This is a genomic window from Flavobacterium sp. 1, assembly GCF_002797935.1.
Lineage (GTDB): Bacteria > Bacteroidota > Bacteroidia > Flavobacteriales > Flavobacteriaceae > Flavobacterium.
Window position 1 is genome coordinate 3415997 of the sequence record NZ_PGER01000001.1, and the last position, 13965, is coordinate 3429961.

Sequence of the window (13965 nt, forward strand, 5' to 3'; positions counted from 1 at the left end):
ATTGACTTTTATTCAGTTCGTAATGCTTCTACGGGCTTAACATTTATAGCGGTTTGAGCGGGAATAAATCCTGCCAGCAATCCTGAACCCACTAATATTAACAAGGCTATAAAAACAACCACTAAATCTACGCTCGGATTAACAAACATCATCCCTTCTGACGGCATCGATGATAAGATCATATTCAGAATAGCTATTAAACCGGTAGCTATCGCAATACCAAACATACCTGCAATTATTGTTAAAAAGATTGCTTCTAATAAAATCTGGGATCGAATAGCGCCAGGAGTTGCTCCTAATGCTCTTCTGATTCCAATTTCTTTGGTTCGCTCTTTCACCACAATCAGCATAATATTTGAAATTCCAATAATCCCTGATAACAGCACTAAAGTCCCAACAAAATAGGCAATGAATTTAAGAACCATAAACAAATCCTGGACTTTTTGAAATTCTGCAAATAGATCAAAATTACCAACAGCTCTTTCATCGTCAGGGTGAATAGAATGTCTTTCTCTCATAAACGCCAGAATTCCAGGTCTAAGTTTAGTGATGGAAGCATCATCATTTGCAGTAAGCGCCATCCAGCCAACTTTATCTCCAAAATTAAAAGCCTGCTGAAATGTAGTAAAAGGAATGAATATATTTTTCTGAGCCGATTCAGCATTACCGTTATTCTGCCCTTTTGATTTATAAACTCCGACTACCATAAAGTTGACTCCATTTATTTTAATGTAAGTCCCCATTACTTCTTCGGCATTTTTATATAATTCATTAATTACCCCCTGTCCTATTATAGTTACTTTACGTTTCAAAAGAATGTCCTGCTGATTTACAAAACGTCCTTTTACAATATCCATCTGTTCCTGTTTTACTAATTCCGGATAATCGCCGTAAATAGTATAAGCACCAGTTTTTGTGCCTCGAACCACATTACTGACTCCATTAAAATCACCTAGCTGATTACGGGGAGATACATACAATAAGTCAGGAAATTTTTGTTTTAAAGCATCAACATCACTATTTTTAAAATCATATCTTCTGGTTTTAGGTAATCCCTTATATGGTTTTGAGGTAGTTTGAGTCCACATAAACATGGTATTAGTAGCAATACCGTCAAATCCTTTTTTGACACCGTTCTCCAAACCATTGGATGCCGCCAATAATATCACCAAAATGAATATTCCCCAAAACACCCCAAAAGCCGTAAGCAGCGTTCGGAAGGTATTGGCAGTTAAAGCCTCTAAAATTTCGTTCCAATTTTCTCTGTCAAACATAATTATTCGTCTCTAAGTGCTATAATAGGCCTAATTTTAGCTGCTCTGTAAGCAGGAACAAATCCTGCTAAAGCTCCTGCAACTACCAAAACTATTAAGGTTGATACCGCAACAGTAAAATCGACCTGCGGATTCTGAAAATACTCGCTTTGCGCATGGGGACCAACCAATTCTAAAAGAGCTAATCCTGTTAATAATCCCATGAATCCAGAAATAGTGGTAATAAAAATAGACTCATGCAAAATCATTAGAATAATCGAAACTGGTGAAGCGCCAAGTGCTTTTCGAATACCAATTTCCTTGGTTCGTTCTTTTACAATAATCATCATAATATTACTGACCCCAACAACACCAGCAATAATAGTACAAATTCCAACCCACCAGAAAAACAATCGGATATAAAGGTTCAAATCATAAAACTTCTTGGCTTCTTTAACAGAATTAAAAATTCCAACAGCGCTTTCATCATCAGGAGCAGCACCATTTTTACTTCTCAATAATTTTCCATAATCATTTTTGAATTGTTCGGACTCGGCAACAGCTTCTTCATAAGTGTCTTTCTTTTTCATAGTATAAGCCATATAACTTATTTTATCTCCTAATCCAAAAACCTGCTGTGCTGTACTTAAAGGTACAAATACTCTACTTTCTTCTCTCTCCCCTCCTGGATCAGTAAACACACCAACTACTTTAAAATTGATATTCGCCACAGTAATTTGTTCGCCTATAGGATTTTTTTCTTTAAACAGATCTAATTTGACTTTTTGTCCAATCACAGCCACTTTTACATTGTGTTTCAAATCATTTGCATTAATATACCTGCCTTCTATAACTGATACATTTTCTATTCCCATACCGTCTGTATTGACACCTCTGTATTGATAATTCCCTGATTCCTTTCCATAACTTACGGTAATTCCCCAGCCAGTAGCAGTAGCTCCATTTTTATCCAATTGGTCTCCGTATTTTTGGACTGCAAGATCAAAATCGCTATTTCTAAATTGTATTTCTCTTCCAGGATTTAATCCCTTGTAGGCTTTGGTTGTTGTACCGGACCAAACCTCAATTACACCAGCGGCATCTCTTTCAAATTGTTTTTCAATTCCGTTTTGCAGACCTTTTCCAACACCCAGCAAAATCACCAAAATAAAGATACCCGAAGCAACCGAAACCCCAGTGAGGAAAGTTCTCAGTTTATTCTTGGCGATAGCCTCAAATATTTCCTGCCAGCGTTCTATATTAAACATATAAAGAAGCTCTAACTTGTTCTACCATTTTATCATCGATGATCAATCCATCTTTTAGGACTACATTTCTTTTGCACATTGCGGCAATATCAGGCTCGTGTGTCACTATCAAAATAGTTTTTCCTTCATCATTAATTCCCTGTATCAATTCCATTACTTCATAAGAAGTTAATGTATCCAAAGCTCCTGTTGGCTCATCTGCCAATAATACTTTTGGATTTGAAGCCAAAGCTCTGGCAATTGCAACACGCTGTTTTTGTCCTCCGGAAAGTTCACTTGGCAAATGGTGTGAATGCGTAGACAAACCTACTTTTTCTAAATATTTCATAGCGATCTCATTGCGTTCTTTTCTTTTTATCCCTTGATAATACAAAGGCAAAGCCACATTATCCAATGCACTTTTATAATTTATCAAGTTGAAAGATTGAAAAACAAAACCGAGAAATTGGTTTCTATATTTTGAAGCAATAGTTTCGTTTAATTTTTTGATAGGCACATTATCCAAAGTATAAAGTCCGGAATCGGCCTCGTCAAGTATTCCTAAGATATTCAATAATGTAGATTTACCAGAACCTGACGAACCCATAATAGCAACCAATTCACCTTCCTTAATATTGAAATTAATTCCTTTTAGAACATGCAATTCAGTATGTCCCATTTTATATGATTTATGTAAGTCCTTAATTTCAATCATGATTGCATATAGTTTAAAACAATAATACCTAACTCCTAAAAATCAATAAGAAAAAAAGCACTACTTATCAATTCAATACATAAGACTTATTTCCGACAAAAATGTTACAGCTACATTTAAAAAATATATTTGTTTAGTTACATTTGCTGACAAAAAAACCGAAACAATGCTAAAATCTTTTTTATATCTAATTATTTTCACATCAATTCTATCAGTAACAACAAGCTGCTCTTCTACTTCGCAAAAAATTGAAGCTTTAAAACCCGAACCTGATGATGCCGTACCATTAACTTACACAAGTACTCCTTCGTTTATCAACCTGCCAGTCAGCATTAAACTAAAAGACATTGAAAACCAAACTAACACCTTACTAAATGGCTTAATCTATGAAGACAACAGGATAGAAGATGATAATATTGAAATTAAAGTCTGGAAGCAAGCTCCAATAACTATCACAAATGATCATGGAAAAGAAGGTGAAAAAATAAAAACTGTTTTACCACTAAAAGTTTGGGTAAAATACCGAATTGGCACAAAAACCATGGGTGTTGATTTATACAAAAATCAAGAATTCAATCTAAACGGAGTAATTACATTACTAAGCAGTGTAAATTTAAACAATTGGAAGTTAAGTTCTAAAACAAATTTAAAATCTCTAGATTGGGTAGAGAGCCCTTCGATGACCGTTTTTGGAAAAAATATGCCGGTTACTTACCTTATAAATCCTGCAGTAAGCCTTTTTAAATCGCAAATCGAAAAAAGCATTGATACAGCTATAGAAGAATCTATGGATTTCAAACCGAATGTTTTAGAGGCAATTTCTAAAATAAGTACTCCTTTTGAAATGAGCCAGGAATACAAAAGCTGGCTTAGAATTGTACCATTAGAAGTGTATTCTACAAATGCCAAACTTAAAAGTGATTCCTTTTTGCTTAACATGGGAATGAAATGCAATATGGAAACTCTGATTGGCAAAAAACCAGAATCTAAATTTGAAAAAAACAAAATTGTACTAAAAGCAGTTGATAAAATCCCAGAACAGATAGCCGCTAATATAGCCGCCGTTTCTACTTATCAAGAAGCATCGCGGGTAATGACTGCAAATTTTGTTGGTCAGGAATTTGGATCAGGAAGCAAAAAAGTAAAAGTTCAAAATGTGGCTATCTGGCACAAAGACGGCAAAATAGTAATTGCCTTAGATCTTTTAGGCGCTGTGAACGGAACCGTTTATTTAACCGGAATTCCTCAATACAATGACACAACCAAAGAAATCTATTTTGACAAACTAGATTATGTTTTGGATACCAAAAGCAGATTAATGAGAACCGCAAACTGGCTGGCCCAAGGAATTATTCTGAAAAAAATGCAGGAAAGCTGCCGTTATTCAATCAAACAAAATCTGGATGAAGCCAAACAAAGCATGGCTGCTTACTTAAAAAACTACTCCCCAATGCCTGGTGTTTTTGTTAACGGAAAAATGGATGACATTCAGTTTCAAAAAACAGAGCTGACGAATCAGGCAATTATAGCTTTTATACAGGTTAATGGAGTAATCAACGTATCCATTGACGGACTGAAATAAAGCACACCGTTTTCAGTATTTAGTCGGCAGTTAAAAAAAATCAGTCTCGAAAAAAATATTCGAGACTGACTTTTTTATTGGAATTGCAATTGAATTTTGCAATTGATATTGTTAACCTACTGTTTCTTCTTTTTCATTCTATAAATGTAATACCCAAGTGCTCCAACAAGAACATACGGTATTATCATCAGGTAAACGATTCCGTCATTTACAGCTGCTGCTTTGGCTTTATTTTCATCTCCAGACAAAGCGGCACGGCACATAGCGCATTGTGCATACGATGAAATTCCAATCAAGAAAAAACAAACTCCAAAAATAACCGTCTTAATTTTGAAATTTAGAATTTGAGTTTTGTTATTTCTTTTTTTAAACATAATAAGGCGAAATCATTAAGTACACAATTACTCCTGTTACTGCAACATACAGCCAAATTGGAAAAGTAATTTTTGCAATTTTTTTATGCTTATCGAACTTCTCAGCTAAAGCACGAACATAAGTAATCAAAACCAATGGAATGATTGCGATTGATAGAAAAATGTGGGTAATTAAAATAAAGAAATAAATATATTTCAAAACACCTTCTCCGCCATATTTAGTAGATTCTGCTGTCATGTGATAGGCTACGTACATTGCCAAAAAAGCAACAGAGCATCCAATAGCCATTTTCATTAACAATTCATGACGCTTTCTGTTTCCGTTTTTAATGGCAATAATACCCGAAACCAGCAGTATTGCTGTTATTCCATTGATAGTTGCATAAACAGGAGGCAAGAATGACAATGGAGTCACATTAAACCCAAAATCTTTTAACTTCACTTTAAAAAGAACAGCAACTGCAACAGGAATTGCTATTGATAAAAGCACAATCCATTTATTATATTTTTGTTCTACAGTATTATTTTCCATTATTTATTAATCTTATTTTTATTTATTCTTTTAGCAAAGCCTGAATATCCTGCTGAATTTCTCTAACTCCTTTTTTCTCTAAACCGTCATAATACAAAATAGGATTTCCATAATCATCTTTTCTGCATCTGATGTTACCATTTTTGTCAATCAAAGCAAAAAGACCAGAATGTTCAAAACCTCCTCGAACTTTACTGTTTTCACCCACATAAATATTGAAACCTTTATTCGACAAATTGTAGATGTACTCTTTGTCACCTGTCAGGAAATTCCAATTAGCTGATTTTGCACCCAGCAATTCGGCATGTTCTTTTAAAACAGCTGGTGTATCATGTTCTGGATCTATAGTTATTGAAGCAATACCAAAATTTGGATTCCCAAAGAATGTATTTTGCAGCGTCACCATATTAGCATTCATCTTAGGACAAATAGAAGGGCAAGTGGCGAAGAAAAACTCTAAAACATACACTTTGCCTTTATAGAAATCATTCGAAATCTTTACATTGTCCTGATTTACAAGTTCAAATTTTGGAGCAGAACCAACTTTAACCAACTTTTGATCTACTTCTTTAGAACCGCCAACTTTATCCAGACGATCTCCTTGAACAATACTGTTATTCTGTACTCTATCAACAATTTTCGGAATAGCGTATATTCCAAAAACCAGTACAATAAAAGAAATTCCTATATACGACTTATTTTTCAGCATACTATAATTGTTTTGTTGCGTTATGATTCTTTTTTAAAGCAGCTCTATATTCATAAAGAATGACCTTAAAATCATCTAGCATTTCATTACTTAATTCGGCCGGATGGAATGTACTATATCCTTCTTTATACCCTTTCTTTTCTTTTCTGCCTCTTAAGTTTCGCTCTTTATCTACAATGTAAACATAAGGAGTTCCTAAATCAGCATCCAAAGCACCTTTTAATTTCAGTTCACTATAGTACAATTTAATTTCTTCAGGAGTGGTGAAAACAAAATGCCATTGGCTCACATCTGTAAAAGCACCCAACGCACTAAGCACACTTTTCACTTCATCTTCAGTCCCTAAAGGAGCTACAACGACAAACTGCAGGTCTTTAAAATCATGATAGCGCTGGTAAATTTTTTCGTTTAAATTGAAATAATTCCCTCTGTTTTTAAGAATTTCAGTACCCGAAAAACCAAGAATGGTAATTTTATTATTCAAAGTTACTTTTTCACCATTTAAAGATTTCCATTCACCAAAATCAGGAATCTTTGGTGTTATTACAGGTAATTTTGTAAAGCTGTTAATTCCCGAAGCAAAAAAAAGATAAGCCACGATAGGCAATACAAACAGCACAAAAAGAACAATATTTTTTTTCATTAGATATTATAAATTTTATTGTATTAAAATAAAAAAAGGCATCCGCTAAATACGGACACCTTTAATGTTGAATTAATATCTAGTTAAAAATTCCATTTAATTGTAGAATTTTTAAAAACCTCAAATACATAATCTCCTTCTGTTAACAGAATAAAAAGCAAATAACAAACTAAGAAAATTAAGGGAAAAACAACTGCATTTCTTAATGAGCTTTTTTCGCCTTCCATGTGCATAAAAGCCCATACAATATAATAAGCTTTAACTAATGTTAATATGATAAAAAACCAGTTTAACAAACTCATTGTCAAAAAATTGTGCATATATAAAACATCTGGTCTAATGATACCAAAAGCAACCTCAACAGTTGTGATTAAAGAAAGGATACCAAAAACAGTCCAAATTCTTTTTGTGTTAGAAACATGTTCGTGTGCGTGTGACATAATAATAAATCTAAAATTAAACTAAATAGAAGAATGTGAATACAAATACCCAAACTAAATCAACAAAGTGCCAATATAACCCCACTTTTTCAACCATTCCATAACTGCCTCTTTTCTCATAAGTTCCTAAAAGAACATTAAAGAAAATAATAATATTAATTACTATACCTGAAAATACGTGGAATCCGTGGAAACCAGTGATAAAGAAAAAGAAATCAGCAAAAAGCTTACTTCCATATTCATTATGAGTCAGATTAGCACCCTCAATTACCAATTTAGCCTGATTCAAACGCGCTTGAGATTCTTCTCTTGAAAGTACAATTTTTTCTTTGTTCTTGTTCAGCGTTTCAATTCTAACCAAAACATCAGGATGAGCTTTAAAACCAGCTTGAACCTCAGCTACAGTATAACTAGGAATAGAAGATTCTTCCATAAACCATTTAGCTTTAGCTCTAGATAAATGCTCTCTTTCAACAGGTAATTTAGCAGCAAAATCTTCTAAAGCAACTCGGTGTCCTTCTTTATCAACAAACTGAAGTAAACTTCCCCCAGTTGTTTCAACAGCGCCATATTCACCTTTGATAAAGTTTTTCCATTCCCAAGCTTGAGAACCAACGAAAATAAGACCTCCAATAATTGTTAAAAACATATAAAGGGCTACTTTATCCTTTTTCATTTGATGCCCTGCATCAACAGCCAAAACCATTGTTACAGACGAGAAAATCAAAATAAAAGTCATTAATGCCACATAATACATAGGTGCTGAAACACCATGCAAAAATGGAAAGTGCGTAAACACCTCATCGGCCAAAGGCCAAGTTTCAATAAATTTAAATCTAGAAAACCCGTAAGCTGCTAAAAATCCCGAGAACGTTAAGGCATCTGATACGATAAAAAACCACATCATCAATTTACCATAACTTGCTCCCATTGGCTCATTTCCGCCTCCCCAAGTTTTTTCATTATTTGCAGTAGTAACTGTCGCTCCCATAAAAGTTATTCGTTAAAAAGTTCCCAAATTTACGTTTTTTTCTTATTTAAAGAAATATAAAAATAAAAATAAATAAACCCACAAGAAATCAAGAAAGTGCCAATACATTGCACCTAGTTCTATTCCAAGAGTTTGTGTTGAATTATATTTTTGTTTAAAATGATTATAAATAATAACCAACAATGATATCATACCGCCAGCCAAGTGAAGCAAATGTACAATTACTACAATATACAAAAATGTTGTAGTAATAGAACTGGCACTTCCTGTAAAATAATAACCATTTTCGACTATCTGCCCAAAACCAACGAACTGTAATATCACAAACAAAATACCCAAAACCAGTGTAGCTAAAAGCAGTGCGGTTGTCTTGCTTTGATTGTCTTTTTGAATTGCTTTTTTAGCTAAGTGAAAAGTAATGCTGCATCCTAAAATAGCTGCTGTACTAAAATAAAAAGCTGAGGGCAATTGAAAATCCTTCAGCCAGTCTGCTCTTGACTGACTTACAACATAGGCACTCGTAAGACCTGCAAACATCATTGTCATGCTCACCATGGCGAACAACAAAATCAGCTTATACGATCTTGCCGTTCTTGATTTATAATCTTCGGCTGTCATTGAAACTTCCATAATTATCTTAAAAATTTATCTACTATATATACTAATTGTAATAACGTTATATACGAAACACTAACTAACATTAATGTCCGTGCAGCTTTCGCTGTTTTTATCTGATACAGGCGAACTGCATAAAACAGCACCCATAATCCAAGAAACAATACTAAAACCGCCGCTATTGGCGAAATAAACAAACGTCCAGTATAGCCCAAAGCAGGTAATAATGACGCAATTATTAACCAAACGCTGTATAAAATAATCTGCAGTGAAGTTCCTTTATCTTTCTTGCCTGTTGGCAGCATAAAAAAACCTGCTTTTTCATAATCCTCGTATAAAAACCAGCCGATTGCCCAAAAATGAGGGAACTGCCAGAAAAACTGAATCAAAAACAAAGTTCCTGCTTCTATTCCAAACTCGTTAGTCGCAGCAACCCAACCTAACATAAAAGGGATCGCTCCAGGAAAAGCACCAACAAAAACAGAAAGAGGAGTTACAGTTTTAAGCGGTGTATAAATACTGGTATATAAAAAGATGGAAATCGCTCCAAACATCGCCGATTTTGGATTTATCGTGTAAAGCAAAGCTATACCCAAAAGAGTAAGCAGACTTGCTACAACCAAAGCCAAACGTGGAGACATTCTTCCAGATGCCACAGGACGATTTTTGGTACGGTCCATCAAAGCATCTAAATCTTTTTCTATAACCTGATTATAAGCATTGGAAGCACCAACCATACAATATCCGCCTATAGCAAGTTTTAGCAAAACGAGTAAACTAAATGAATTGGTATCATTAAAACCAAGAACATAACCAGCAATTGAAGAAAAAACAACACTTATAGCCAAACCAGCCTTTGTAATTGCTTTAAAATCAATATAAATAGATTTGAACGAAGTAGGGTTTGATGTTGTACTCAATGCAGATAAAATTGTTGTATTTTTTTGAAAACTGCTGCAAATATACAAATTAGATTCAAAAACAGTCTATGAATTAAACATTTGAAATGACAGTTGTTCTTTTAGTCGGTTTTTACGGCACAATTAATCAATTATTGAGTTTGATTATTTATTTCATAACCAATAAAAAACACTAATAATCAAAATACCAATTAAACACATCTGATCTAAACCCAACAGTAAACCAAGTTGTCTGTTCTTTAAAAACAGCTGCAGTATTAGCTGTTGGATCAAAATTTCTAAATAAAAAATTACCAAAAAATTTAAAATTTGTAGCTGGATTAACTAGATAACCCACTTGAACATCGGCAATAAAAATACTTGTTTTATTTCCCTGTCCAACTTTGACCCCAGTGTCAGCATATCTATTTTCATCATAGTCTCTATAAATATTTCCGCCATAATTAGATTTAGCTCCTGAATCTGCAAAATCGAAACCGCGAGTGCCAATTGTAAACTTAGTATTAGCATAAAATCGGTCTTTATTATAATATCCTAACAAAACCAATTCCTGAAAATTCCCTCCCCATTGGTGACCCAAACTCTGGTTGTTATGAGCATAATTGGTAATTGGCTCACTATGGGAGTACACATAAGGGCGTACATGATTAAACTCTAGCTGCAGGGTTAAATTATCAACATTAAAAGCCTTGAAATATTTTGTCCCAAACTGATAACCTAATTTATTTTTCCAGCTTCCTTTTCCTGCAAAAATATCCCCCGTAGAAAACTCATCAATAAGAAGCTGTGCATAAAGATTGACCTGATTATTCCATTTGTATTTAGAAGTCAGTCCCAAAAGAGCATTACCGCTTTTGGAAGAAGAAGAAAACTCAACAGCACGATAAAACACAATTGGATTTACAAAATTAGCATCAAAACCTCTTCCATTTGTATTGGTCCAAACTACGGATTCAAAGAAGCCTAAGTTCAGTCTATTGGATGCATTCCAGCTCAAATAATGATTCACGGCATATTTTGAAGCATAAGTTTTGTCTACTGTAACTTCGGGACGCACATCCTTTAGCCATATATAGTCAACAGTATATTTTATTTTCCAAAAATTGGCATTAATCTTAAAAAAAGGATAAGGACTGCTTCCGTCACTTAATAATAAAGAACGATAGCCGTCTCCAATAAAATTTTTGCCATAACCCAACTGCAGATCTAAAAACTTAGCCGCATTATATGAAATATTGGCATCTGCCAAAGGAAAATCATAAGAATCTGTATTGTATTGTTTAGCAATACCTATCCCTGGAACAATTGCAGGATTCCCCCCTGATGGCTTTATCGAATTAGCATACACGTTATAATAATCGGCAAAACGCCCTTGACTTTCATAAAAAGTCGTCGTGAAATTAAAACGAGATCCCAAACCTCCTTTAAAATTAAGAGCTCTTGTATTTACATAAGTGTAATCACTTTTACTAGGATTAGAAATTCCGCCTTGAACATTAAATAAAAAATTCACAGCAAACCAATACCCTTCTCCTTGAATTTCTGCTAAATTTTCATTCCACGTTTTTCGTCCCCACCAGCTCGTTTTATTTTTCATTAAACTAGCATTGACTTTTTGAAAATTATAATATTTCTCCACCTCAGAATAAGTGTAAGGCTTTGAGGCTGTATGATTATTACTCCCTACTTTATTCATTTCCTCATCAAATTCAGCATAATAACTATGAGAAAAAGGAATATTTAAATGACTTGTAAATTGAGGATTATCAAAACGCTTGTAAACAATACTGTCTAATTCTGTTAAACCAGCATTGACATTGATATTTTCCTTTTTAGCTTTTGCAACAGCGGCAATTTCTTCGGGAGATAATAGTGGTATCGCAATACTTAGATTAAATTTCGAATAAGTTGGATTACCGTTATAAGTTGGAGGATCAATAGTCGGAAAGTCTCCAAAAACTCTTTTTGTTTCAATTATTAGCTCCTCGTTATTTGAAGTCACAAATAAGACCTTAAACTTCCCAGAATCACTAACTTCAAAAAGCACTTTTACAGTACCTTTATATTGATTTTGCTTCAATTTTTCAGGTACTTTAAAATTATTATACACTAATTGCTGCACTTCATTATAAAAACAATTTTCTAAATCCTGATGTTCTAAATTTTTACAATTTAAAAAAACAGGAAATCGTTCATCCAAAGATTCTGAAGCCTTATTACTCGGAGTTTGTGCATTTATTACAAATGCAGAAAAAATTAAAAGAAAAGTTAGTGCTTTTTTAATCATTTTATTTTGTGTAAAATCAATATTTCGAAGAAGTTTCTTCTCCGTTTGCAATAGCTTTAGCTCCCGATGTGCCTATACGTTTCACTCCAAGCTCAATCATTTCTACAGCTTCTTTATAAGTCCGTACGCCGCCAGCTGCTTTTACCAGAAGCGGTGCCGCATTTTGAAGCATTATTGTAATTGAAGCAACAGTAGCACCATTAGGCAGATCATTTTCTGTTTTATAAAAACCTGTTGATGATTTTACAAAAACAGAATTATATACTTCTGATTTAAAATTGGCAACCACCACATTTCTAATCAATGTAGTTAATTCAGCAATTAGTTTATCATTAAGTGCCGCTACTTCAATAATCCATTTTACCGTTTTATTATTATCAAGTCCAAGCTGAGTCCCTTTTAAAATTTCATCTTTAACCGAATCAACATCACCAGCCTTAAAAGCTTCATAATTACAAACGTAATCTAATTCGTCAGCTCCATTTTGAATGCATTCAAGGGCTTCATCTAGCTTTTTGGCTATAGAAGATGTTCCTTCCGGGAAATCAATAACAGTCCCTATTAAAACTTTTGAATCAGCATCAACGATCATTTTTTTTGCCAAAGCAACCCTCTCCGGACGAATCATTATTAACTTAAATTCTTCGTCTATAGCTTCTTGAATAAAACCTTGTGCCACAGCTTCATTTTCGTTTTCACTTAAACCAGCCTGACTGTTCGTTTTTAAATAGGTAGAATCTAAATAATTTTTAATATTCATTTTCAAAATTTAAGAAATTAAAAGCCAAAATTACATTATTCGAATGAAATGGCATCAAACAAGTCTCAATAGAAACAAAAAACCCACCGAAGTGGGAATTAATTTTTTAATATTGATTTTAAAACATTGAATTTATTACAAATCAGCACTGATAAAACAGCCAATACAGCTCCTGTTAAATTGGCCAAAACATCTGCAACATCAGCATGCCTTGTTATCGTAAACAATTCCTGCAATATCTCGATTAATATTCCAAATACAAACGAAAATAATAACGAAAGCATTAAAGGTTTCAAATCGTATTTAAATTTAAACTGCTTCCTAAAAAACAAAAACCAAACGAAAGTAAACACGAAATGAAAAAAAGTATGAATACATTTATCAATACCCGGAATATTTACAACTGGAAGGTCGCTAGATTTTACCAAGCAAAAATAAGCTATTACTCCTGCCCAAAACAAAGCAACTAAAAACAGAATATATTTAGGCACCTATAAGCTCTTTATATGCTTCATCCGAAAGCAATTCTTCTATTTCAGAAGGATTAGAAATTTTTACCTTAATCATCCATCCATCACCATAAGGATCAGCATTTACACTTTCAGGAGTACTTTCTAAAGCATCATTGAAAGCAATAATTTCTCCAGATAACGGAAGAAATAAATCAGATACAGTTTTTACAGCCTCAACCGTACCAAAAACCTCATCTTTATCCAAAGTCTGATCTAATGTTTCAACCTCAACATATACAATATCTCCTAATTCTTTTTGCGCAAAATGTGTAATTCCCACGGTTGCAATATCGCCTTCAAGACTTACCCATTCGTGATCTTTTGTGTACTTTAAATTTGCTGGTATGCTCATAAAATGATAATTGATAATTAATAATTATTTTTT

General features: G+C 33.6%; 16 protein-coding genes. 1 reads left to right on the forward strand and 15 read right to left on the reverse strand.

Annotation, left to right across the window (positions count from 1 at the left end):
• Positions 1-8 precede the first annotated feature (8 nt).
• The 3 genes from CLU83_RS13745 to CLU83_RS13755 are packed head-to-tail and all read right to left on the reverse strand — an operon-like array spanning position 9 to position 3215.
• A complete protein-coding gene (locus CLU83_RS13745; protein ID WP_100432133.1) occupies positions 9-1274 on the reverse strand; it encodes an ABC transporter permease in 1266 nt (421 codons plus the stop codon).
• Between the two features lie 2 nt (positions 1275-1276).
• On the reverse strand, positions 1277-2521 hold the full coding sequence (locus CLU83_RS13750; protein ID WP_100432134.1) for an ABC transporter permease: 1245 nt from the start codon (positions 2519-2521) through the stop codon (positions 1277-1279).
• Positions 2514-3215 (reverse strand): ABC transporter ATP-binding protein, encoded by a 702-nt coding sequence (locus CLU83_RS13755; protein WP_100432135.1) that lies wholly within the window; start codon positions 3213-3215, stop codon positions 2514-2516. The genes CLU83_RS13750 and CLU83_RS13755 overlap by 8 nt, the downstream gene beginning before the upstream one ends.
• A 166-nt stretch (positions 3216-3381) precedes the next feature.
• On the opposite strand from CLU83_RS13755, the gene CLU83_RS13760 reads away from it, so the two are divergent.
• Positions 3382-4797: a DUF4403 family protein gene (locus tag CLU83_RS13760; protein ID WP_100432136.1), complete on the forward strand. Its 1416-nt coding sequence runs from the start codon at positions 3382-3384 to the stop codon at positions 4795-4797.
• A gap of 116 nt (positions 4798-4913) precedes the next feature.
• On the opposite strand, the gene CLU83_RS13765 is transcribed toward CLU83_RS13760, so the two are convergent.
• The 12 genes from CLU83_RS13765 to gcvH all read right to left on the reverse strand — a co-directional run bounded on the left by CLU83_RS13765 (position 4914) and on the right by gcvH (position 13932).
• Complete coding sequence (locus CLU83_RS13765) at positions 4914-5171, reverse strand: hypothetical protein (protein ID WP_100432137.1); 258 nt, start codon at positions 5169-5171, stop codon at positions 4914-4916.
• Positions 5164-5703: a DUF420 domain-containing protein gene (locus CLU83_RS13770; RefSeq protein WP_100432138.1), complete on the reverse strand. Its 540-nt coding sequence runs from the start codon at positions 5701-5703 to the stop codon at positions 5164-5166. Before CLU83_RS13770 ends, CLU83_RS13765 begins: the two co-directional genes overlap by 8 nt.
• Before the next feature lie 22 nt (positions 5704-5725).
• The gene (locus CLU83_RS13775; protein WP_100432139.1) at positions 5726-6412 is read right to left on the reverse strand and encodes an SCO family protein; all 687 of its coding nucleotides are present in this window, start codon (positions 6410-6412) and stop codon (positions 5726-5728) included.
• A gap of 1 nt (position 6413) precedes the next feature.
• Positions 6414-7055 (reverse strand): hypothetical protein, encoded by a 642-nt coding sequence (locus tag CLU83_RS13780; RefSeq protein ID WP_100432140.1) that lies wholly within the window; start codon positions 7053-7055, stop codon positions 6414-6416.
• A gap of 83 nt (positions 7056-7138) precedes the next feature.
• Positions 7139-7495: a cytochrome C oxidase subunit IV family protein gene (locus CLU83_RS13785; protein WP_100432141.1), complete on the reverse strand. Its 357-nt coding sequence runs from the start codon at positions 7493-7495 to the stop codon at positions 7139-7141.
• 16 nt (positions 7496-7511) lie between these two features.
• Positions 7512-8486: a cytochrome c oxidase subunit 3 gene (locus CLU83_RS13790; protein ID WP_100432142.1), complete on the reverse strand. Its 975-nt coding sequence runs from the start codon at positions 8484-8486 to the stop codon at positions 7512-7514.
• 42 nt (positions 8487-8528) lie between these two features.
• Positions 8529-9116 carry a cytochrome c oxidase subunit 3 gene (locus CLU83_RS13795; RefSeq protein ID WP_100432143.1) on the reverse strand — a complete coding sequence of 196 codons (588 nt, stop codon included), beginning with the start codon at positions 9114-9116 and terminating at the stop codon, positions 8529-8531.
• A gap of 2 nt (positions 9117-9118) precedes the next feature.
• Positions 9119-10021: a heme o synthase gene (gene cyoE / locus CLU83_RS13800; protein WP_369828769.1), complete on the reverse strand. Its 903-nt coding sequence runs from the start codon at positions 10019-10021 to the stop codon at positions 9119-9121.
• 172 nt (positions 10022-10193) lie between these two features.
• On the reverse strand, positions 10194-12308 hold the full coding sequence (locus tag CLU83_RS13805; protein WP_100432144.1) for a gliding motility protein RemB: 2115 nt from the start codon (positions 12306-12308) through the stop codon (positions 10194-10196).
• A gap of 16 nt (positions 12309-12324) precedes the next feature.
• Positions 12325-13068, reverse strand: a complete 744-nt coding sequence (gene deoC / locus CLU83_RS13810; protein WP_100432145.1) for a deoxyribose-phosphate aldolase — start codon at positions 13066-13068, stop codon at positions 12325-12327.
• A 98-nt stretch (positions 13069-13166) separates the two neighbouring features.
• Positions 13167-13559, reverse strand: a complete 393-nt coding sequence (locus tag CLU83_RS13815) for a VanZ family protein (RefSeq protein ID WP_100432146.1) — start codon at positions 13557-13559, stop codon at positions 13167-13169.
• Complete coding sequence (gcvH, locus tag CLU83_RS13820; protein ID WP_100432147.1) at positions 13552-13932, reverse strand: glycine cleavage system protein GcvH; 381 nt, start codon at positions 13930-13932, stop codon at positions 13552-13554. The genes CLU83_RS13815 and gcvH overlap by 8 nt, the downstream gene beginning before the upstream one ends.
• Positions 13933-13965 lie beyond the last annotated feature (33 nt).